The sequence below is a fragment of the Synechococcus sp. A15-62 genome (assembly GCF_014280075.1).
GTDB lineage: Bacteria > Cyanobacteriota > Cyanobacteriia > PCC-6307 > Cyanobiaceae > Parasynechococcus.
The window spans coordinates 96,231-117,243 of record NZ_CP047950.1 but is presented as its reverse complement, the minus strand read 5'-3'; the positions used below and the strand labels follow the sequence as shown (position 1 = coordinate 117,243).

Here is a 21,013-nt window from a genome sequence, read left to right as displayed (position 1 = left end):
GACATCGCAATCAATCAGCCTTGTCGAGCTTGACCGGAGTCAGCTCTGCAGCACCCGACTTGGTCTCCAGCACCTTCTCCAGACCTTCGAGGTCCTCATCGGTAATCTTGGTCTGCATCGGGCAGTGCTTCGGTCCGCACATAGAGCAGAACTCAGCCTGCTTGTAGATGTCAGCCGGCAGGGTTTCGTCGTGATACTCCTTGGCCCGCTCAGGATCCAAGGACAGCTCGAACTGCTTGTTCCAGTCGAAGTTGTAGCGGGCGCGGCTGAGCTCGTCGTCACGGTCACGGGCGCCGGGGCGATGACGGGCGATGTCTGCCGCATGGGCAGCGATCTTATAAGCGATCAGGCCTTCGCGCACATCCTCAGCGTTGGGTAGACCGAGGTGCTCCTTCGGCGTCACGTAACAGAGCATCGCCGTGCCATGCCAACCAGCCATGGCCGCACCGATCGCTGAGGTGATGTGGTCATAACCAGGGGCAATGTCTGTAACCAGGGGACCGAGCACATAGAAGGGCGCTTCGCTGCACTCCTCCATCTGCTTCTTCACGTTGAACTCGATCTGATCGAGGGGAACGTGGCCGGGACCCTCCACCATCACCTGCACGTCGTGCTTCCAGGCGCGACGGGTCAGTTCACCGAGGGTGTGTAATTCAGCCAGTTGAGCAGCATCCGACGCATCGTGCTGGCAACCGGGGCGCAGCGAGTCGCCAAGGGAGAAAGTGCAGTCGTAGCGCTTAAAGATCTCGCAGATGTCGTCAAACCGCGTGTAAAGCGGGTTCTGACGGTGGTGATACAGCATCCATTGAGCCAGGATCCCGCCGCCGCGGCTGACGATGCCGGTGATGCGGCCCTTCACCTTGGGAAGGTGCTCAATCAGCAGGCCAGCGTGGATGGTCTGGTAGTCGACGCCCTGCTGACAGTGCTTCTCGATGATGTGGAGGAAATCGTCCTCATCGAGCTTCTCGATCGATCCGTGGACGCTCTCAAGAGCCTGATAAACGGGCACGGTGCCGATCGGCACGGGGGATGCACCGATGATCGCGGTGCGCACCTCATCGAGGTTGACGCCGCCGGTGGAAAGATCCATCACGGTGTCGGCGCCGTACTTCACCGCCAGCTTGAGCTTTTTCACCTCCTCAGCGGCGTCAGACGCATTCGGCGATGCGCCGATGTTGGCGTTCACCTTGCACTTGCTGGCGATGCCGATCGCCATCGGCTCCAGATTGGTGTGGTTGATGTTGGCCGGGATGATCATCCGCCCCCGGGCCACTTCTTCCATCACCAGCGACTCGGGCAGGTTCTCCCGCTTCGCCACATGGGCCATTTCTTCGGTCACCACGCCCTGTCGGGCGTAATGCATCTGAGAGACGTTGGCCTGACCCTTACGGGACTCAACCCAGGAAGCGCGCATGATCTGAAGTGCGACGGACAGCCCAGGGGTCGACGTTTGGCCGTGGATCACGCTCAAGCACTTCCCTGCGCCGGCATGACCCGGAATCAGGTTCGGAGGGTGTGATCTCAGTCTGGGTTCGTGGTGAAACCCAGACACCCCTAGTGATGTTTGAACGCTAGCAAGCGTTGCTCAAAGACCCATTCAGCTGGCTTGCAACCCATTGAGCACGGCAGCGACCACCCGGTGATCGCAATCCTGCTGCAGGGATTGCAACAGACCTCGGGCCTTGGCCCCGATGGAGGCATTGGCGGCTTCCCGGACGATCCGACTGAGGATCTCGGCTCCACTGACCCGCACGATGGCATCAGCATCAGCGATGGCCATGGTGGCCAGCTCCAGCAGCCAGGTGAGATCGATCTCCGGCTGTTCTGCCAGGGCGGACAGGATGCTGCAACGCACCAACCAGGCGGCATCGGCTTCAAAGGCCGAACGCAGCAAAGGCCAGGCCCGCTCCACCCCGTAGCTGGCCAAAGCATTGGCTGCCTCAGCTCGAACATTGGGGTCTTCATCGGCTGCGATCAACGCACTCAGCACAGCCCAACCCTGTTCGGTGCGCTTATAGCCCAGACCACTGCAGCTCAAGGAACGCACCAGAAAGGGCTTCTGCTCCGTGCCCAGCACCAGCAACGGCACCGCCTCAGCGTCAGAGCAATGACGAAGCTGCGTGATCGCCGGCATCGCCTTCACCGGATCACCACTGGCAATGGCCTGGCGGACCACCTCAAGATCAGGACGTTGCGGATCGGTCTCACTCATGGGTTGCTGCCGGGGGTGCGCGCCCGTTGAAGATCGGCCAACAGCCTGGCGCGGCGGCGCTGCCGACCGAGAGCGCTGCTGATGATCAGACCCGAACCCACAAGCACGGCAGGCAGCACCTGCACCCGGTCCTTGCCCTGGCGCTGGTTTGTGGCCAACAACGCGAGCAAGATCAGGAACGGAGCCCCGAGGGAAACCCAAATCACCGCACGACGTTGGTTCATGCCGAGGTGTTCTCCGTGATCCACGCCAGCACGGTGGCCGTGAGAATCGCAATGCCAACACCGAGAGCGTCTTCCTCCAGTGAGAACGCTCCGTTGTGCAGCGGCGCACACCCCTCGGGCCCAGCCACGCCCAGCCGCACCATCATTCCCGGCACATCCCGCAGCAGCTCGGCAAAGTCTTCCGCCCCCAGGGAAGGTTGCTCCACCGGCAGCACCTTGTCTCGCCCCAGACACTCCACCGCGCAGCGTTCGAGCAAGGTCGTGAGCTGCGGGTCGTTGTGCACCGGTGGTGCAATGCAGCGGTAATTCACCACAGCCGTACCCCCTCCACTGGCACAGATTCCCTGCACCGTCTCATCAATCCAGGCTGGCAACTGAGCGTGCTGCTGCAGATCCAGACAGCGCACCGTGCCCAGCAAACGCACCTGATCGGCAATCACGTTGAAGGCGCGACCGCCCTCCACCTTGCCGAAACTGATCACCACCGGCTGTAAGGCGTCCAAGCGACGGGCGATGGTCTGCTGAAGCTCTGTGATCACCCGAGCCGCCAGCCAAACCGCATCCACCGACTGATGGGGACGGGCACCATGGCCACCTTCTCCCTGCACCAGGATCTCCAGCTCTCCGGCCGCCGCGGTGAGACAGCCCCTGCGGATACCCACCGTGCCCACAGGCAGATTCGGCACGACATGGAGCCCATACAAGGCATCGAGGCCCTCCACCGCCCCCGCGTCCCGCATCCACACGGCGCCCTGGGCCAACTCTTCTGCGGGTTGAAACAGCAAGCGCACCCGGGCTGTCAAAGACGGCTCCTGGGCCAGCAACCGCGCCACCCCAAGGCCTGTGCAGGTGTGCAAGTCGTGGCCACAGGCGTGCATCAGACCCTGCCGGGTGGAGGCATAACTCAGCCCGGTGCGCTCCTCTACGGGTAGGGCATCCATATCCACCCGCAAGCCCACGGTGGGGCCGTGATCAGGCCCCAATTCGGCCACCACCCCCGTACGGCCAACCCCCTCGCGCACGCGCCAACCCAGCTGACGTAGTTCACCGGCGACCAGGGCAGCCGTTTGGTGTTCCTCGCCGCTGAGTTCGGGGTGGGCATGCAGATGCCGGCGCAGCTCCAGCAGCTCAGGCAGCTCACGGCTGAGTCGATCGGAGAGGTCCTGGACTTGAGTCATCTCAGGACGCCTCCAAGGCCAGGAACGCCATCAGGTCCGCCGTCGGCTGCGGTGGCCAACGGCGCACCTGCTGCAGCCAGTCAGCCTGGCGGTAACGCTGATCCAGTCCGGCCGCCGCGGCCCAGTGACTTTCGGCTTCACCACTGGATCCTTCACGCCAGAGCAAGCCGCTGAGGGCTGCCCGTGCGTCAGCGAACAAGGGATAGCGGCGAATCAGTTTGCGCAATTCCGCCTCCGCCCAATCGAGATCTCCTGCCTGCCAGGCCGCGAGGGCCTCGCTGGAACGGGCCATGGCGAAGCCGGGGCGGGCGAGGGCAGCCTGGCCGTATAGCTCACGCGCCTCAGGCCAGTCGCCTTGCGAGCCGCGCACATTGGCGAGGTTGTAGAGGGCCGAGGCATCCTGCGGATCGCGCTCCAGGATCCAGAGATAGTCCTCAGCCGCAGCGGACCAGTCCTGAAGGGCTTCCTCCGCCGTGCCGCGATTCAGGTGCGGATCACTTTCCTCTGGCGCCAGAGCCATCGAAGCGCTCTGGTCGTCGATTGCCCCAGACGCATCCCCAAGGGCCAGACGCACATTGCCGCGGTTGCTCAGTGCTGCTGCATCCTCTGGAGCCTGCTCCAGAAAGCGGTCCCACAGGGGCAGCGCCTCCACAAAATCCCCCTGACGGCTTGCCGTCAGCGCCTGCTCGTAGAGCCCCTGAAGATCCAGGGCCTGTACCGGCAGGGCCAGCACCAGACTCATCAACAGGACGAGAAATCGGTTCATGCCGCCTCCGCCAGATGGCTGCGGGCCGCGTCCGTGACCATCCGACCGCGGGGGGTGCGCATCAGCAACCCCTGTTGCAGCAAAAACGGTTCCACCACGGTCTCCAGGGTGACGGGGTCGTCGCCAAGGGCCGCCGCCAGAGTCTCCAGACCCACCGGGCCACCACCATGGTGATCGATCAGCAACTGCAGCAAACGCCGATCGCTGGCATCGAGGCCCCGATGATCAACGCGGTGCAGGCTCAGGGCCTCTCCAACAAGGGCCTGATCAATGGCGCCACCGCTACCGCCACGCACGCTGGCCACATCCCGAACCCGGCGCAGCAGGCGGTTGGCAATCCTGGGCGTACCGCGGCAGGAGGCTGCAATGCTGCTGCGGGCCTGCGGTGTGAGGGTCACCCCGATCAGCCGGGCGGTGCGCTCGACGATCGCTTCCAGGTCGTCATGGCCATAAAACTCCAACCGCTGGATCAGGCCAAACCGGTCCCGCAGCGGGGAGCTCAGCGATCCGGCGCGAGTGGTCGCCCCCACGAGGGTGAAGGGCGGCAGGTCGAGGGAACGGGTGCGCGCGGTGCTGCCCTTGCCCACGGTGAGATCGAGGCGACGGTCTTCCATTGCTGGATAGAGCAGCTCCTCCGCCACCCGGCTCAGGCGATGAATCTCGTCAATGAACAGCAGATCACGGGGCTGCAGGTTGACCAACAACCCGACGATGTCGCGCGGGCGTTCCAAGGCCGGTGCACTGGTGACCTTGCACTGCACCCCCATTTCTTGGGCCAACACCATGGCCATGGTGGTTTTGCCCAAACCCGGCGGGCCATAGAGCAGCACATGATCCAGGGCATCCCCACGACCCAGGGCCGCTTTCACCGCAATGCCCAGCACCTGCTTGAGCTCGCTCTGGCCGATGTAGTCGTCCAGGTGCTGGGGCCGAAGCTTGTCTTCCGGCCGACTCACCACCTCTTCAGGTGCCGGCTGGGGGTCCACCAGCGCTTCAGGGCGGCGTGGTGGTTTGCGACCGGAGCTGGAGGAGACAATCGCCATGCGGGCAGGGTACCCAGACCTGGATAGGGTCGGAAGACGCAGCCGCAGCCATGGCCAAGGGAGGAGCGAAAAAAGCAGCCGCAGCCGCGGCACGTGCCGCCGCCATTCGCATGCTGGCGGACAACCGGCAGGCACGGCACCAGTACGAAATCCTCGAAACCCTCGAAACCGGCATCGAGCTGGTGGGCACCGAGGTGAAGTCGATCCGCAACGGCAAGGCCAACCTGCGGGATGGCTTCTGCCTGATCCGCAATGGGGAGCTGCAGTTGCACAACGTGCACATCTCACCCCATACCCACGCCGGCAGTTACTTCAACCACGACCCGCTGCGCACCCGCAAACTGCTGGCCCATCGCCGTGAGATCGACAAGCTGCGCGGCCTGGTGGATCAGAAAGGCCTGACACTGATCCCCCTCAACATTCACCTCAAGGGGTCCTGGATCAAGCTCACCATCGGACTGGGCAAAGGGCGCAAGTTGCACGACAAGCGCGCCGCCGAAAAGGAAAAGCAATCCAAGAAGGACGTGAAAGCAGCGATGGAGCGCTACTGATCGATTGGATCGGCCTGGCAGGACACTGTGAATGCACTGGAGGAGACCCCCTCGTTGGTGACCAACACCTGCAGCGGCGAGCCCGCCTCCGCAGCAATCCGAACCACCCGCAGCGGGCCGCGCTCCACCACCACCTGCCCGTTGGAACCGAACACCAGCATTTGCATGAACGGTGTGCCGTCGATGCCCAAAGCCAGCACATCACCTTCCGGCACCTCCACCAGCACCAAACGCACGCCACCGGCAGGAATACGCAGGGACGTGTTGATGGGTTCCTGGGGGCGCGTCTTGAGCCGCACGATCTCGACACCATCAAGGCTCTGCATCGCCGCCGCAATCCAGAGCTGCCGAAAGGGTTCAGCAGGTTTGCGGCCCTGCATGAACTCCGGCAGCAGCGCCTTGGAGCCAGCACTTACCAGCTGTTCCACCACGTTCGGATGAATGCCCTGTTGCACAAGCGCAACACGCGGCTGCTCCCAGTCCCCATTACTTAAACGGCCCAATCGGCCCCGGATCGTCGGAGGCAACTGCTCAATCCGGGGCAGCCATTCCTCTGCCAGATCAGTCCAAACCCCTCGTATCGCCCCGTCTTCCAGCGACCGCGCGCTGCGTTGGCTGGCATCCACCAGCTGAAGAAACCAGCCGCGATTTACCTGAAGAGCCCGAAGCCGGCTGAACAATTGCTGGCGTTGATCCAACTCAGCCGACGGCACGCTGACAGCTGGCTGCTGAACCACACGATCAAGGGCAGGGGCTGCTGGTGAGGTGCGCTTCAGCACGAACCAGCCGATGGCGGAACCCACCAACGCCGACAGGGCAAGCGCTCCCACAACAGGCCAGAGGCGACCCTCAGCGCCTTGCTCGCGGTCCCTCGCCCGTCTGGCTCGCGGTGCAACAGTGAGATCCGGGTCCGGCTCGGACGCGGGCAACACAACCGACTCCAAGGCCTGCAGCACTTCAGAAGCCTGCCCAAAAGAGTGCTCCGGCTGGTCCGAGAGCAGGCGCTCAAGCACCTGACGGAATCCCGAGTCCAACTCCAGGCCCTCGGGCCAGCCCTCCTCATGGCTTGCCGACCCGCTGAGCAACATCAGGGCGGTGTGACCCAAGTCATGCAGGTCCCCCCAGCCTTCAGTCTTCTCAGTGGCACCCTGCCGCTGCAGCCGGCCACCGTCCAGGAGCACTGGCAGGCCATCACTGCGACGGCTCATCAGGTGGCGAGGATTCACGTCGCCGTGCACCAGCCCGCCGCCATGCAACAACTCCAGAACCGGCAGGATCTGGCGCAGCAGCGTCAACACATCCGCAGCCCTGAAGCGCTTTTGACGCAGCAGGTCGTCGTAGGAGACGCCGTCCTGCCAGTCGCGAAGGAGCCAGAGGTCCCCATCGACCTCCAACAGCTCACGGCAACGGGGCAGCTGAGGATGCAGCAACGACTGCAACTGCGGCCAGACTCCCTTGAAACGGGCCTTGGCGGCAGGGAGCTGCAACTGGCGCATGGCCACAGGCAAATCACCGGCCATCACATCCACCGCGCGCCAGAGAGATCCCCGCAACGGGTCTGGCCCGCTCAGACGCTCCTCCAGGCGGTAACGCTCCACCAGCACTGTGCCGGGACCGCTCAAGGGAATCAGCCATATTGATGGGCTGATGGTACCGATGGTTTACAGCACCCCCTAAGGTCCGCAGGAGATTGGTCGCACTCGTGCTGCTGGACACTCTGCTGGCGGTGCGGCGCCGCAGCGAAGCTCTGATTGCGCCTCTGGAGCCCGAAGATCTGATGCTCCAGGGAATGGCGGATGCCAGCCCGCCAAAATGGCATTTAGGCCACACCACCTGGTTCTTCGACACCTTCGTGCTGCAGCCCCATGCGCCAGGGCACCAGGCGTGCGATCCACTCTGGAGTTTTCAGTTCAACTCCTATTACGAGGCCGTCGGCGCCCGCCACCCCCGGCCGCAGCGGGGCCTGCTCAGCCGCCCGGCCATCGCCGACGTGCTGACCTGGCGCCAACGGGTGGATACCGAGCTGGAGGCGCTGCTGCAGGATCCGCGGGAAGGGGTTACGGCCCTGCTGGAGCTGGGGCTGCAGCACGAACAGCAACACCAGGAACTGCTGCTGATGGACCTCCTGGATGGCTTCCAGCGCCAACCGTTGGAGCCCGTCTACAGCCCCGAGGCCGAGCTGAAACTACAGGTAGCGCCAGAGCAATGGCTGCCCTGCCCCGGCGGTTTGGCGGAGATCGGCCACCAGGGTGACGGGTTCCACTTCGACAACGAAACACCACGGCACCGTGTGTGGCTGGAGCCGTTTGAGCTGAGCAGCACCCTGGTGAACAACGCTGCCTATGCCGCCTTCATCGCCGATGGGGGCTATCAGCGCCCCGAGCTGTGGATGAGTGAAGGCTGGGCCCTGGTGCAACAGCACCAGTGGGAAGCCCCGCGCTATTGGAGGGAGGAGCACACGGAGTTCAGCCTGGCGGGCCGTCGCCGCCGCGATCCCCAGGCTCCGGTGCGTCACCTGAGCTGGTTTGAGGCGGATGCCTTTGCCCGCTGGAGTGGAGGCCGACTCCCCACCGAAGCGGAATGGGAGTACGCCTTGGGCCTGCATGGCAGCGCCATGAAGCACGCCCACCGGGTGCTGTGGCAATGGACCGCCAGTGCCTACAGCCCCTATCCGGGGTTTCGCCCAGTGGAAGGGGCGATCGGCGAATACAACGGCAAATTCATGAGTTCCCAGATGGTGCTGCGGGGCAGCAGCTGGCTCACTCCCCCTGGCCATGAGCGCGACAGCTACCGGAATTTCTTCCCGCCAGCGAGCCGCTGGATGGCCTCTGGAATACGTCTGGCCCGATGAGCATCAGCCTGATCAACCTCCATCCATCGCCAGCAGATCTGCAGCAGCTGGTGCAGGACGGCTTGAAGCGCAGCCCTCGGCAGCTACCGGCCTGGCTGCTTTACGACGCCGAGGGATCCCGGCTGTTCGCCGAGATCTGCAAGCAACCGGAATACACACTCACCAACCGGGAGATCGCCCTGCTGGAGCTGCACGCTGACGCCATCGCCGCCGCCACAGGCCCTGGAATGGTGGTGGAATTCGGCATCGGCAATGCCCGCAAGGTGGATCCGCTGCTCACAGCCCTCGGCAGCAGCGTCTTCGCCGCGCTGGACATCAGCCTCAGTGCCCTGGAGGAGGCCCTCTCCGGCCTCGCAGTCCGGCACCCCAACACCGCCATGGTGGGGATCTGCTGTGACCACACCCAACTGAACGAGCTGCCGGCGCATCCCGCCCTGGACAGACAGCGCCGCATCGGCTTTTTCCCCGGCAGCTCCCTGGGCAACTTCACCCCGGAGGACGCCGTGGCCTTCCTCCGCAATGCCCGCCAGCTGCTGGCTGGAGGCCCTCTGCTGCTGGGGCTTGATCAACCTCGGGAACAGGCCCTGATGGAAGCCGCCTACGACGACACTGCCGGCTTCTCAGCCGCCTTCGCCCTCAACCTGCTGCAGCGGCTGAACCGCGACCTCCAGGGCGATGCCGATCCCGCGCAGTTCCGCTACCGGGCCCGCTGGCAAGAGCAGCAGCAGAGGATCGAAATGGCTCTGGTAAGCACGCAGGATCAAACCGTGCATCTGGCCGGCGAACCCTGGGCCTTCAAGAAAAACGACGCCTGGATCACCGAACACAGCGTCAAATACTCCCCAGAAGCTGCAGCAGACCTCGCGAACCATGCCGGATGGCGGATTGAGCGCCGCTGGGAGGATCCGCACCAGCAAATGGCTCTGCATCTGCTTTTGCCGGCAGACTGATCCCGCAGATGGAGCCCAGGGGCTCATGGCGGCATGAAATCAGACGAACGGCGTCAGGCAATCAGACAACAGCGTGAGCGGCTGATCCAAGACCTTGAGGCGGTGTACATGGCGGCCTTTGATCGCCTGGGGGAATTGGAAGGTGAGGTGGGCGAGGTGAAAGCGGCGCAGCTCACCCAGATGATCCTCAACTCCAAAACAGCCGCAATCGAGCCCCTGGAAAAAGAAATCGAAAAACCGGTGATCACCACCCCAGACGAGGCATGAGCAGCTGGCTGGAGCAGTTGGAACGGGAGCTGGACGCCAGGCTCTCCGCCTTTCTGCGCAACAACCCCGTTCAGGACCAGCTGTTCAGCGAGCAACACCTGAAGGACCGAGCTGGCGCCCTGCAACGGCAACGCCAACAACTGCAAGGCGAAGCGAAGCAGCAACGCCAACAGCTGCTGCGACTGGCAGAGGACGTGCGGGCCTGGCGCAGCCGGGTAGACCGCGCCAAGGAGGCCGGCGCAGCCGATCTGGCCGGACGAGCTGAACAACATCTCACCAGCCTGATGAACCAGGGACGTGCCCTCTGGGCCGACCTGGAGGATCTTGGACGCCGCTTCAACGAGGTGGAGCGACTGCTGAAAGAACTTCAGCAGCAACAGAAAACGCCCAGCCCCTCAACACTCGAGAAGGACTGGGCGTTGTTTGAAGCGGAACAGGAGCTGGAACAGCTGCGCCGCGACGCTGGGCTGAGGTAGATCAGGCCTTGGGGGCCGGAGGCTCGAGGCTCACACCTTCGGGCGGAGGTGTGGGATCCGGATCAGCGATCAGCATGTGCTGAAGCACGATCTCCGGCCGCTCACTGTCGCGCCAGCGGATGCGGTAAGCAGGCATTTTGGTGCCACGGCTGGTGGTCTGCTCCACCGGCTCCATAACCCATCCCCGGCGGGAACGGCCCTGGGGATTCCGCTTGACCACGGCATCAGCGTGCTTGAAGCGAAACCCGACGCGTTCTCCACTCATGGGGATAGGACCATGCCACTCCTCCCATTATTCCACTGAGGGTGGTTCTCCCTTGCGGGACTCCGGCCGCAACAGCGGGAAGGCGATCACATCCCGAATCGAAGGGCTGTCGGTAAGCAGCATCACCAGCCGGTCGATGCCGATCCCCAGACCTGCCGTGGGGGGCATGCCCACCTCCAGGGCCATGACGAAATCCTCGTCCAACCCCTGCGCTTCCAGGTCGCCCGCCGCCTTGCGCGCCTGCTGGGCCTCGAGGCGCTGGCGTTGATCCACAGGATCGGTGAGCTCACTGAAGGCATTGGCGTGCTCGCGGCCGACGATGAACAACTCAAAGCGCTCCACCAGGCCTGGCTTGCTGCGATGGGGCCGGGCCAGGGGCGAAATCTCCACCGGGTAATCGGTGACGAAGGTGGGCTGAATCAGGGTCGTCTCCACCGCTTGCTCAAAGGCTTCATTGAGCAGACGGCCCACCGAGTCGGCCAGTTCAGGTGCATGCAGACCCTTGGCGGTCATCGCCGCGGCCGCCTCTTCCCGCGTGCTGAAGCCATTGAAATCAAGCCCCGTCGCGTCCTGCACGAGCTCGTGCATCGTGGCGCGCCGCCAAGGCGGTGCCAGATCGATCTCGGTGCCCTGGTAGGTGATGGTGGTCGTGCCGCAGACCTCTTCACACACCGCGCTGACCATCTGCTCGGTGAGCTCCATCATCCCGATGTAGTCGCTGTAGGCCTGATAGATCTCCACCGAGGTGAACTCGGGGTTGTGGCGGGTGCTGACCCCTTCATTGCGGAAGATCCGGCCCAGCTCATACACCCGCTCAAAGCCGCCCACCACCAGGCGCTTGAGGTGCAACTCAGTGGCAATCCGCAGGGTGAGGGGCAGGTCGAGGGCGTTGTGATGGGTCTCGAACGGTCGCGCGTCAGCGCCACCGGGTTCGCTTTGCAGCACAGGGGTCTCGATCTCGAGAAAATCACGCTGATCGAGCCAGCGGCGAATGCCGCTCACCAGGCGGGCCCGGCGCCGGAACGTCTCCCGGCTGTCGGGAGACACAACCAGATCCAGGTAACGCTGGCGGTAGCGCTTCTCAACGTCGGCCAATCCATGCCACTTGTCGGGAAGGGGCTGCAGCGCCTTGGTGAGCATGCGCCAGTCGCTCACTTTCACCGACAGTTCACCACGGTCGGTGCGACGCAGGGTGCCGCTCACCCCAAGCCAGTCGCCACTGTCCACCAATGAGGTGATCTGTTTGAACCAGCCCTCTTGCTGGGCCTCCAGCCCCGCCTTCTCCAGGAACAGCTGGATGGAGCCCGTCTCATCGGCCAGAGTGAAAAAGGCCAACTTTCCCATCACACGGCGGGTCATCACCCGCCCCGCCACGGAAATGCTGACGTCCCGCTCTTCCCCCTTGGGCAGATCGGCATGGGTCTCCTGCAGCTCAGCCATGCGGTGGCTGGGGCTGAAGGTGAGGGCGTAGGGACCCTGCCCCAGCTCTTTCAAAGTCTTGGCCTTTTCAAGACGGGTGTCGCGCAGCTCAGACACAGCAGCAGGTCAGTCGGGCGCCATCCTGCCCGCCCGCGGGTTGATCAACCGGCAGCGGAGGCCTCGCCCATGCGCTGGGAGGCATAACCAATGCCCCGCACCGTGAGAATCAGCTCGGGATTCCGGGGGTCAGGCTCCAGTTTTCCGCGCAGACGCGCCACATAGACATCCACCACGCGCAGATCGGCTGCACGGCGGGGGGGATAACCCCAGAGTTGCTCAAGAATTTCGGCTCGGGGCACGACATGGCCGGGATCGCGGAACAGCAACTCCAGCAGGCTGAACTCCGTGTAGGTGAGGTTGATGCGCTCTGAACCCCGCGTCACCTGGCGTCGGTTGGTGTCCACCACCAAATCTCCGAGCCGCAAAACGCCTTGCCCAGTGGGCAATTCGCGGCTTTCGACAACAGCATTACCCCGGCCCACCCTGCGCAGAATCGTGGCGATGCGTGCCTCGAGCTCCTTGGGGCTAAAGGGCTTGGGCAAGTAGTCGTCGGCGCCCAGATCAAGGCCAGCCACCCGCTCGGAGATGGCTTCAACCGCGGAGAGGAAAATGATCGGCACGCAGGATTCAGCCCGCAGGCGGCGGCACACGGCAAAGCCATCGAGCTTGGGCAGCATCACATCGAGTACCACCAGATCGGGAGACTCGTTGTGGAACATTTCCAGGGCTTGTTCACCATCCTCAGCACAGATGACGCGGTAGCCCGACAGCTGCAGGCGCATCACCAAAACGCGCCGGACTGCAGCCTCGTCATCAACGACAAGAACGGTCGCTTTCGGTTGTGAGGGCAGGTCGCCCGTCATCCGAATCAAACCCTTAACGAGCAGCAACCTTACTGGTCAGGGTCTGGACATCGACGCAAACACCCTGGCGCGCAGCCTGTTTACCGATTATTTTAAGAATTGCCGGCGACCTCAGGCCATCGCGAACGGGCATATCGGTTCCATTCCAACGCCGCGGCTGCAAGGGCTTGTTCAGGGCTGACCTGGGCCAACATCGCCCGCTGCATCTGGGTGTAAAGGATCTTCTGCAGGCGCTTGATCCCCGGCATCGCCGGCACCAACACCCGGGCCCGATCCAACGTGCTGGCCGAGAGCAATCGAGCCTGGCGAATCTGACGCTCCGCATCGGTGGCAGGAACCTGCTGCTCCAATTCACGCCGCACCCGGGCCAAGGCCTCCAGCGACGACGGCAAGACCCGGGCCTCCGCAGCGAAGCGGGCCTGTTGATCAGCATTGGTCAGGAACAGCGCAAAATCCACGGCTTCTTGGGCGCGCTGGCTCTGACGCGGCACCGCCAACGTCATCAACGCCACATTGGCCGTGCCATCTGCACCGGTCAGCGGGGGATGGGGCTCCGTCACCGCTGCCACCCCAGGCGCATTGGTTTGGATGCTGCGCAGAAACTCCGCCCCCGTGGCCGCCAGGGCCAGATCACCGCTCTGGAACAACTCGATCGCCCGGCGTTGCCCCTGACTCACCACCTCCCGAGGCAAAAACCCCTCGCGGTAGAGATCACTCCAGAAACGGAAGGCCCGGCGCCCCGCCGGGCTGTCGAAGGCGGCCCGGCGTTGGGAATCCAGCAGGGTCACCCCCATCTGCACCAGGGTTTCGAGGAGCTCGGCGGAGTCATCCGGCACGGTGGTGAGGAACAGCCCGTAACGGCCCGTGCGCTCTCGGATGCGATGGGCGAAGGCCGGGACCTGATCCCAACGGCTGGGCGGTGCTGCAATTCCGGCTTGATCCAACAGCGCCCGATTCACCAGACTCAGCCGCACCGTGAGATACCAGGGCACAGCGATCTGCCCGGCATCGGGGTCACGACAGGCCTGCCACACCGAGGGCAGATAGCGACCAGCGGCGTCAGCCGGCAGCAGCGGGGTCAAGTCGGCCAGGCCACCTTTGCTGGCCAGATTGGCCGCGAAGGGCGGATTGAGGTTCACCACATCCGGGGCCGTGCGGGCAAACACCGCAGCCAGCAACTTGCGTTCCACGGACCCCCAGGGCAGATCCGTCCAGCGCACAGGTGCGCCCGGATGGAGACGGCTCCATACCCCCAGAACATCCGCGAAATAAGGGTTGAACTTGGGGGCCAATTGCAGGGTCCACAAATCCAATGCCCTGCTCCGTGGGTTCCTGGGAGCGCAGGCCGCCAGCCCGAAGGCCGCTGCCCCCAGCAGCAGATCCCGACGGTTGAGGCTCATGAGGAGACCCTCCTTCGCCAAAGCAGCAACTGCAACGACACCAATAGCGGCGCCAGCAAACCCGTGATCAGGGCCTCACACCACAGGGTCTGCAGACCCCAGCTCTGGGTGAGGGGATCCAAGGCTCCGCCTTGACGCCACCAGAGCTGCAGGATCAACGACAAACCAAGCCCCAGGGAGCCAAGCCAGGCCAACAAGCCCAGATTCAGGCTGCGTTGAATCGGTGCTGCGCGCCGCCCCAGCCGTCCCCACCACCAGCCCAACAGCAGCAGCGCCGGCACCTGACTCAAACCAGCGAGGTTGAGACCATCCAGCACCAGCCCTAAAGCCACACCCGCCAAGGCGCCCGAGACCGGACCATCCACAAGCGCCCAGGGCAACAGCCAGAGCACAGCCCAGGCAGGACCGACCCCATCAATGGCCAACCATGGCGGCGACGCCAGGGCCAGAAACGGCACCACCAAAGCCGAGGCCACGCAAATCGGTTGTCGGTGCAGTCGAGGCATGTCAGAGGTTGATCTCAACGGGTCTGCACCTGCACCCAATCGATCGCCTCCGGTGCAGCGATCAACTGCACCACCGCCGTGGGGGCGGGAACTGCCTGCTCATCCACCACCTGGATCACCCCCACCGGCACGTTGGGGGGCAACAGGGTGCTAGCAGGAGACGTGGCGACGAGATCCCCCGGACGCACGTCGGGATCCTTGTCGATGAAGCGGAGCGAGAGGCGACTGCTGCCCCGGCCCACCAGCAATCCGTGGCGGCGGCTGCGGGGCAGCCACACACCAATCTCATGGCCCGGGGCGGTGAGCAATTTCACCCGCGCCGTCGCCGGGGTCACGCTGGCGATACGCCCCACCAGACCACCTGGACCCAGAACCGCATCGCCCTGACCGATGCCCTGCAGCGAGCCCTTGCCCAGCTGCAGTTGCTGCCACCAGCCCCGCGACGAGCGGGAGATCACAGCAGCTGACACCTCCCCATCAGCAACCCCATGTTGCTGGAGCTCCAACAGTCCACGCAGACGACGGTTGTCGTCTTCCAACAGCTTCAGGCGAGAGCGCTCCTCCAGATCGGCCGCGGCGGTCACCCATTCCCTCTGGGCAGGCCCAGGCCAGAACGGTCGGCTGAGCAGGGCATAGGCATCGGTGAAACCAGCCCCCTTGCTCAGACGAACCATCAGCAGCCCGGCCACAAGCAGCAGCCAAGGGGTGAGTTGCCCCAGTCCGCGCCAGCGGCTCTTGCCGGGACGGAGCGTCGGGGCCATCGCTTCAGACGCCTGCCGCAGTTCGGACGAATTCCGGGGTATCGACCACTCGCTGCAGACGTTTCCAGTCCTCCAGCACTTGACCGCAACCGTTCACCACACAGAGGAGAGGGTCTTCTGCGATGTGGACAAAGATGCCGGTCTCATGGCTGATCAGGTCGCTGATGCCCCGCACCAATGCACCACCACCGGCCAGCATGATGCCACGGTCAACGATGTCGGCTGCCAGCTCAGGGGGCGTGCGCTCCAGCGTGCGCTTCACCGCTTCGACAATCACATTGAGCGGCTCGGCAATCGCTTCGCGCAGGTCACCGGCCTTGAGGTTGATCGTGCGGGGCAAACCGGAGAGCAGATGCAAGCCACGCACATCCATCGACTGCTGATCAAACTCGTCGTCGGGGAAGGCGGAGCCGATGCGGATCTTGATCTCCTCGGCCGTGCGCTCGCCGACGACCATGTTGTGCACCTTTTTCAAGTAAACGCCAATGGAGTCACTGATCTCATCGCCAGCAACACGTACGGATTCACTCAGCACCGTTCCGCCCAGGCTCAACACCGCCACCTCAGTGGTGCCGCCGCCGATATCGACAATCATCGTTCCAACGGGCTCGGTGACCGGAAGACCAGCACCGATGGCGGCTGCCACCGGCTCATCAATCAGGTGAACCTCGCGAGCCCCAGCCATGCCGGCTTCGCGTACGGCGCGGCGCTCCACACCGGTTACACCACTGGGAATGCCGACCACGAGGCGAGGAGCCATGATGCCGCGGCCTTCATTTCCCTTGGTGATGAAGGTTTTAAGCATCTGCTCAGCGGCATCGAAATCGGCAATCACCCCGTCGCGTAACGGGCGGACGGCCCGGATGTTTCCGGGGGTGCGGCCAAGCATCAACTTGGCTTCATCTCCTACGGCCATGGTGGTACCACGCTCGAGGTCTAGAGCCACCACGGAGGGCTCTTGCAGAACAATGCCGCGTCCTGAAACGTAGATCAGGGTATTAGCGGTGCCCAGGTCGATGCCGATGTCGCGCGACAGCTGGAAACGACGGAAGAACACAGACACCGCAGTCAAGACCGCCGGATCATAGGGGCGTTATCAGCCGTTGCCTGTTACACCCAGCGGCTTGGGTGGAACTCCTTAAAAGCAGTCACCCAACCGGTGCCGCATCATGAATCCAAATTCAGGAGATGAATTGTCTATGGGCGTTAATTCCGTCACCCTCGTCGGCCGTGCCGGCCGCGATCCCGAAGTGCGTTACTTCGAGTCCGGCAGCATGGTGGCCAACCTCACCATGGCGGTGAACCGTCGCAGCCGTGATGACGAACCCGACTGGTTCAACCTTGAGATCTGGGGCAAGCAGGCCCAGGTCGCCGCGGACTACGTGAAGAAGGGTTCCCTGCTCGGCATCATCGGCAGCTTCAAGCTGGACCGCTGGACCGACCGCGCCAGCGGCGAAGAGCGCAGCAAGCCCGTGGTCCGTGTGGATCGGCTCGAACTGCTCGGATCCAAACGCGACAACCAGGAGGCCGCCGGAAGCTTTAGCGGCCAGGCCTCCGATGAGGACATTCCCTTCTGAAACATCTGCCTCGGGGAATCTCCCGCGCCGGCGATCAATCAGACGACTGACGCCGGCGCCAGATGCGCAGACCCAACCAAATCGTGCCCGCCAGCACCGCTACCACCAGCAACACCTTCACCGCCTTGGAAACAGGGTCAATCCAGATCTCAACATTGCTATAGCCCTCTCCGAGAACCATGCCGGCCACGGTGAGCAGGGCAGTCCAGATCAGGCTGCCGGCGGTGGTCCAGACCAGGAACGGCGCCATCGGCATTATTTCAATGCCCGCGGGGACAGAGATCAGCGTACGAATGCCAGGCACCAATCGCCCCCAGAACACCAGGGCGGTGCCGTAGCGGCTGAACCAGCGGCGGCTGCGGGCCAACTCATCGGCACTGATGCCAATCCAGCGACCATGGCGTTGCAACCAAGCTTCGATCCGCTCCTCGTTGATCAACCGTCCGATCCCGTACCAGGGCAGGGCACCGAGTACCGTGCCCAGCAAACCGGCCAGCACCACGGGCACCAGATCTAGCTGACCCTGCTGCACGTAAAAGCCCCCGAGGGGCATGATCAGCTCGGATGGAATCGGCGGGAACAGATTCTCAAGAAACATCGCCGCGAAGATCGCGGTGTAACCCAGCCACTGGTTCGCCTCCACCGCCTGGCCGATCAACTCCGGCAGCTGTGTGATCAGATCAGAAAGCCCCATGGAGACTGCGCTTGATCGCGCAAGTCTTCCATGGGGCCGTGAGAATCAGATTCCGATCCGCAGGATCGTGATCAGTAGCGGTAGTGGTCGGGCTTGTAGGGACCTTCCACGGGAACGTTGATGTAGTCGGCCTGATCCTTGCTGAGCTCGGTGAGCTTGGCGCCGATACGACCGAGGTGAAGGCGGGCCACCATCTCATCGAGGTGCTTGGGCAGCACGTACACCTCTTTGGCGTACTCGTCGCCCTTGGTGAACAGCTCGATCTGAGCCAGCACCTGGTTGGTGAAGGAGTTACTCATCACAAAGCTGGGGTGGCCGGTGGCGCAGCCCAGGTTCACCAGACGGCCTTCCGCCAGCAGAATGATCCGGTTGCCGCTGGGAAGGGTGATGTGGTCCACCTGCGGCTTGATGTTCTCCCACTCGTAATCCTTTAGGGAGGCGACATCGATCTCGTTGTCGAAGTGGCCGATGTTGCAGACGATCGCCTCATCCTTCATCTTCACCAGGTGCTCATTGCGGATCACCTGGTAGTTGCCGGTGGCGGTGACGAAGATATCCATCTCCTCAACCACGTCTTCGAGACGGACGACGCGGTAGCCCTCCATGGCGGCCTGCAGCGCACAGATCGGATCCACTTCCGCAATGCAGACGGTGGCACCCAGTCCACGCAGGGACTGGGCTGACCCCTTGCCCACATCGCCGTAGCCGATCACCAGGGCCTGCTTGCCCGCCACCATCACATCGGTGGCTCGCTTGATGCTGTCCACCAGTGACTCACGACAGCCGTAAAGGTTGTCGAACTTGCTCTTGGTGACTGAGTCGTTGACGTTGATGGCGGGGAAAGGCAGCTCACCGCTCTTCTGCATCTTGTAGAGACGTGCCACGCCCGTGGTGGTCTCCTCGGTCACACCCTGGATCTGGGCTTTGGTGCGGGAGTAGAAGGTGGGGTCCTGGGCCAGCTTTTTCTTGATCGAGGCGAACAGGAAGGTCTCCTCCTCGTTGCCGGGGTTATCCAGAACCGTGATGTCCTGCTCAGCCTTGCTGCCCAGCATCACCAGACCGGTGGCATCACCACCGTCATCCAGGATCATGTTGGGAGAACCGCCGTCACCCCACTCGAGGATGCGGTGGGTGTACTCCCAATACTCCTCAAGCGTCTCACCCTTGACCGCGAAAACAGGGATGTTGCGGGCCGCAATGGCTGCAGCGGCGTGATCCTGGGTGGAAAAAATGTTGCAGGAGGCCCAGCGCACTTCGGCGCCCAGCTCCACGAGGGTCTCTATCAGAACCGCGGTCTGAATCGTCATGTGCAGGGAGCCAGCGATGCGGGCGCCCTTGAGGGGCTTCTCTCTGCCGTACTTCTCGCGCAGCGCCATCAGACCGGGCATCTCGGTCTCGGCAATATCGAGCTCCTTGCGACCGAAATCGGCCTGGTTGATGTCGGCAATGACGCAATCGACGCCGAGCTTCAGCTCAGCCTGGGACGTGGGCGCTGCCACCATGGTTTTAATGCTCCCTGAAACAAACGTGGAGTTGAATCTCTGCAGAGACGCCGAGGCTTCGGGCTCGCTTGAGCCGGACTCTACAAGGCATGTCTGGGCTCTTGAGACCCTTGAGACGACAAGAGCCCTAGGCCGATCCCTTGCTCGCGAACTTCCAGACAGCGCGATTCTGCTGCTGAGTGGCCCTCTGGGGGCCGGTAAAACATCGCTGGTGCAGGGCCTCGCCGAGGGACTTGGAATCAGCGAACCGATCACCAGCCCCACCTTTGCTCTGGCCCAGCACTACCCCCAAGGAGAACCGCAGCTGGTGCACCTTGATCTCTATCGGCTGGAACAGCCGACCTCCGCAGATGAGCTGTTTCTTCAGGAAGAAGAAGAGGCGCGCGCGGCGGGGGCGTTGATGGCGGTGGAGTGGCCGGAACGGCTGGGGCTCGATCTGGCCGAGGCCTGGCACCTGGAGCTACACCATCAAGACGAAGGGCGACTGGCTCAGCTCACCCTTCCCAGAAAGGCCTCCACCTGAGCCTGCGTGGGCTGGGGATCAATGCCACCGGCACCGCCACAGACCAGGGCACCACAGGCGGCCGCAAAACGGACGCGCTCCTGGGGAGCGGCGGCCCACCGGTGCAACAGACCGGCCGTGAAGGCATCACCGGCACCGGTGGTGTCAACGACGCTGGGGGGCTGAAACGCAGCCTGCTGCCCTGATTCGTCACCCAATTGCCAGCGCACCGGGGCCGCTCCATCGGTGACCACCACATCGGGGCGCTGGGGCAAGGCCTGCTGAATTGAACCGGGATCGTCGGTGTTGAAGAACCAAAGAGCTTCCTCACGAGCCAACTTGATCAGAGCCGCCTGCTGAAGCAACGACTTGATGGCCGCGAGCGCCTTGGGATCGGGTCCAGCGACCGGATCCGCGACCGGATCCCAGAACGTGGGGCGCCAGTTCACGTCGAGGGCAACTGCCATTCCTTGGCTCCAGGCCTGGCGCACGGCCGACAACAAAGCCTCAGCCGACGTTGGGGTTGCCAACGGAAGGGTGCCAATCAGCAACCATCGGGCCTGAGGCAACGCAACCGGCTCCAGAGCCTGATCCGCGAAGCCAGCCCCTTCATCCCCAGCAAAACCTTGAAACTGCCGTTCACCCTCCAGCGAACGACAGACGAGCACGATGCGACTGGGACGCACAGCATCCCGCTGCAGGAGCGTGGTGTCGACACCACGCTCTGCAAACAAGCTGGCAAAGGCCTCGCCGATGGCGTCCTGCCCCAAGCGACCGGCAAAGGCCACAGGGGTCCCCAAGCGGGCCAAGCCACAGGCCACATTCGCTGGCGCTCCTCCCAGACGGTCGTCCACCGGCCGATCTACCGCCGGATCACCTCCAAGCGGCCCAAGCCGATCGAGCAGGGCTTCACCGAAGCAGACGACAACGGAACCAAGCGCCATCC

Annotated in this window: 24 protein-coding genes and 1 riboswitch; of the genes, 7 read left to right on the top strand and 17 right to left on the bottom strand. The window is 63.6% G+C overall.

Annotation, left to right across the window (positions count from 1 at the left end; translation table 11 throughout):
- Positions 1–10: 10 nt before the first annotated feature.
- The 6 genes from thiC to ruvB form a co-directional block, all read right to left on the bottom strand.
- The gene (gene thiC / locus SynA1562_RS00605) at positions 11–1,414 is read right to left on the bottom strand and encodes a phosphomethylpyrimidine synthase ThiC (protein WP_186494270.1); all 1,404 of its coding nucleotides are present in this window, start codon (positions 1,412–1,414) and stop codon (positions 11–13) included.
- A 45-nt stretch (positions 1,415–1,459) separates the two neighbouring features.
- Positions 1,460–1,566: riboswitch (TPP riboswitch) on the bottom strand.
- A 31-nt stretch (positions 1,567–1,597) separates the two neighbouring features.
- The gene (locus tag SynA1562_RS00600; protein WP_186494269.1) at positions 1,598–2,212 is read right to left on the bottom strand and encodes a HEAT repeat domain-containing protein; all 615 of its coding nucleotides are present in this window, start codon (positions 2,210–2,212) and stop codon (positions 1,598–1,600) included.
- Positions 2,209–2,436 (bottom strand): DUF3188 domain-containing protein, encoded by a 228-nt coding sequence (locus SynA1562_RS00595; protein WP_186494268.1) that lies wholly within the window; start codon positions 2,434–2,436, stop codon positions 2,209–2,211. Before SynA1562_RS00595 ends, SynA1562_RS00600 begins: the two co-directional genes overlap by 4 nt.
- Entirely contained in the window at positions 2,433–3,614 is a 1,182-nt protein-coding gene (locus SynA1562_RS00590; protein WP_186494267.1) for an amidohydrolase, read from the bottom strand. The genes SynA1562_RS00595 and SynA1562_RS00590 overlap by 4 nt, the downstream gene beginning before the upstream one ends.
- 1 nt (position 3,615) lies before the next feature.
- Positions 3,616–4,380 (bottom strand): tetratricopeptide repeat protein, encoded by a 765-nt coding sequence (locus SynA1562_RS00585; protein ID WP_186494266.1) that lies wholly within the window; start codon positions 4,378–4,380, stop codon positions 3,616–3,618.
- Entirely contained in the window at positions 4,377–5,423 is a 1,047-nt protein-coding gene (gene ruvB, locus SynA1562_RS00580; protein ID WP_186494265.1) for a Holliday junction branch migration DNA helicase RuvB, read from the bottom strand. Before ruvB ends, SynA1562_RS00585 begins: the two co-directional genes overlap by 4 nt.
- A 50-nt stretch (positions 5,424–5,473) precedes the next feature.
- Here ruvB and smpB point away from each other — a divergent pair, with 50 nt between their 5' ends.
- Positions 5,474–5,974, top strand: coding sequence for an SsrA-binding protein SmpB (gene smpB, locus SynA1562_RS00575; protein ID WP_186494264.1), 501 nt, complete (start codon positions 5,474–5,476; stop codon positions 5,972–5,974).
- On the opposite strand, the gene SynA1562_RS00570 is transcribed toward smpB, so the two are convergent.
- Positions 5,968–7,596, bottom strand: coding sequence for a serine/threonine protein kinase (locus SynA1562_RS00570; RefSeq protein ID WP_186494263.1), 1,629 nt, complete (start codon positions 7,594–7,596; stop codon positions 5,968–5,970). The two genes, smpB and SynA1562_RS00570, sit on opposite strands and share 7 nt — an antisense overlap.
- Positions 7,597–7,676: 80 nt before the next feature.
- On the opposite strand from SynA1562_RS00570, the gene egtB reads away from it, so the two are divergent.
- From egtB to SynA1562_RS00550, 4 genes are read left to right on the top strand one after another with little or no spacing between them, the layout of a single operon-like run.
- A complete protein-coding gene (gene egtB, locus SynA1562_RS00565) occupies positions 7,677–8,825 on the top strand; it encodes an ergothioneine biosynthesis protein EgtB (protein WP_186494262.1) in 1,149 nt (382 codons plus the stop codon).
- Positions 8,822–9,775 carry an L-histidine N(alpha)-methyltransferase gene (gene egtD, locus SynA1562_RS00560; RefSeq protein ID WP_186494261.1) on the top strand — a complete coding sequence of 318 codons (954 nt, stop codon included), beginning with the start codon at positions 8,822–8,824 and terminating at the stop codon, positions 9,773–9,775. The genes egtB and egtD overlap by 4 nt, the downstream gene beginning before the upstream one ends.
- Before the next feature lie 33 nt (positions 9,776–9,808).
- Positions 9,809–10,042: a hercynine metabolism small protein gene (locus tag SynA1562_RS00555; RefSeq protein WP_186494260.1), complete on the top strand. Its 234-nt coding sequence runs from the start codon at positions 9,809–9,811 to the stop codon at positions 10,040–10,042.
- A complete protein-coding gene (locus SynA1562_RS00550) occupies positions 10,039–10,518 on the top strand; it encodes a hercynine metabolism protein (protein WP_186494259.1) in 480 nt (159 codons plus the stop codon). Before SynA1562_RS00555 ends, SynA1562_RS00550 begins: the two co-directional genes overlap by 4 nt.
- 1 nt (position 10,519) lies before the next feature.
- On the opposite strand, the gene SynA1562_RS00545 is transcribed toward SynA1562_RS00550, so the two are convergent.
- From SynA1562_RS00545 to SynA1562_RS00515, 7 genes are all read right to left on the bottom strand, one after another.
- Entirely contained in the window at positions 10,520–10,783 is a 264-nt protein-coding gene (locus tag SynA1562_RS00545) for a hypothetical protein (protein ID WP_006851112.1), read from the bottom strand.
- A gap of 27 nt (positions 10,784–10,810) precedes the next feature.
- Positions 10,811–12,319 (bottom strand): lysine--tRNA ligase, encoded by a 1,509-nt coding sequence (lysS, locus tag SynA1562_RS00540; RefSeq protein WP_186494258.1) that lies wholly within the window; start codon positions 12,317–12,319, stop codon positions 10,811–10,813.
- Positions 12,320–12,363: 44 nt separating this feature from the next.
- Positions 12,364–13,125 (bottom strand): response regulator transcription factor RpaB, encoded by a 762-nt coding sequence (gene rpaB, locus SynA1562_RS00535; protein ID WP_115081463.1) that lies wholly within the window; start codon positions 13,123–13,125, stop codon positions 12,364–12,366.
- A 92-nt stretch (positions 13,126–13,217) separates the two neighbouring features.
- Positions 13,218–14,525: an ABC transporter substrate-binding protein gene (locus SynA1562_RS00530; RefSeq protein WP_186494257.1), complete on the bottom strand. Its 1,308-nt coding sequence runs from the start codon at positions 14,523–14,525 to the stop codon at positions 13,218–13,220.
- Entirely contained in the window at positions 14,522–15,031 is a 510-nt protein-coding gene (locus SynA1562_RS00525; protein ID WP_186494256.1) for a rod shape-determining protein MreD, read from the bottom strand. Before SynA1562_RS00525 ends, SynA1562_RS00530 begins: the two co-directional genes overlap by 4 nt.
- A 14-nt stretch (positions 15,032–15,045) precedes the next feature.
- Entirely contained in the window at positions 15,046–15,792 is a 747-nt protein-coding gene (gene mreC, locus SynA1562_RS00520; RefSeq protein WP_186494255.1) for a rod shape-determining protein MreC, read from the bottom strand.
- 4 nt (positions 15,793–15,796) lie between these two features.
- Positions 15,797–16,849, bottom strand: a complete 1,053-nt coding sequence (locus tag SynA1562_RS00515; RefSeq protein WP_186495239.1) for a rod shape-determining protein — start codon at positions 16,847–16,849, stop codon at positions 15,797–15,799.
- Positions 16,850–16,991: 142 nt separating this feature from the next.
- Here SynA1562_RS00515 and SynA1562_RS00510 point away from each other — a divergent pair, with 142 nt between their 5' ends.
- Complete coding sequence (locus SynA1562_RS00510) at positions 16,992–17,369, top strand: single-stranded DNA-binding protein (RefSeq protein ID WP_186494254.1); 378 nt, start codon at positions 16,992–16,994, stop codon at positions 17,367–17,369.
- Between the two features lie 34 nt (positions 17,370–17,403).
- On the opposite strand, the gene SynA1562_RS00505 is transcribed toward SynA1562_RS00510, so the two are convergent.
- Together SynA1562_RS00505 and ahcY are read right to left on the bottom strand one after the other, a co-directional pair.
- Positions 17,404–18,063, bottom strand: a complete 660-nt coding sequence (locus tag SynA1562_RS00505) for a DedA family protein (protein ID WP_186494253.1) — start codon at positions 18,061–18,063, stop codon at positions 17,404–17,406.
- Between the two features lie 71 nt (positions 18,064–18,134).
- Entirely contained in the window at positions 18,135–19,565 is a 1,431-nt protein-coding gene (gene ahcY, locus SynA1562_RS00500; RefSeq protein ID WP_186494252.1) for an adenosylhomocysteinase, read from the bottom strand.
- Positions 19,566–19,572: 7 nt separating this feature from the next.
- Here ahcY and tsaE point away from each other — a divergent pair, with 7 nt between their 5' ends.
- A complete protein-coding gene (gene tsaE, locus SynA1562_RS00495; RefSeq protein WP_255445680.1) occupies positions 19,573–20,088 on the top strand; it encodes a tRNA (adenosine(37)-N6)-threonylcarbamoyltransferase complex ATPase subunit type 1 TsaE in 516 nt (171 codons plus the stop codon).
- Here the strand turns inward: tsaE and SynA1562_RS00490 are convergent.
- Complete coding sequence (locus SynA1562_RS00490) at positions 20,055–21,011, bottom strand: carbohydrate kinase (protein ID WP_186494251.1); 957 nt, start codon at positions 21,009–21,011, stop codon at positions 20,055–20,057. The two genes, tsaE and SynA1562_RS00490, sit on opposite strands and share 34 nt — an antisense overlap.
- Positions 21,012–21,013 lie beyond the last annotated feature (2 nt).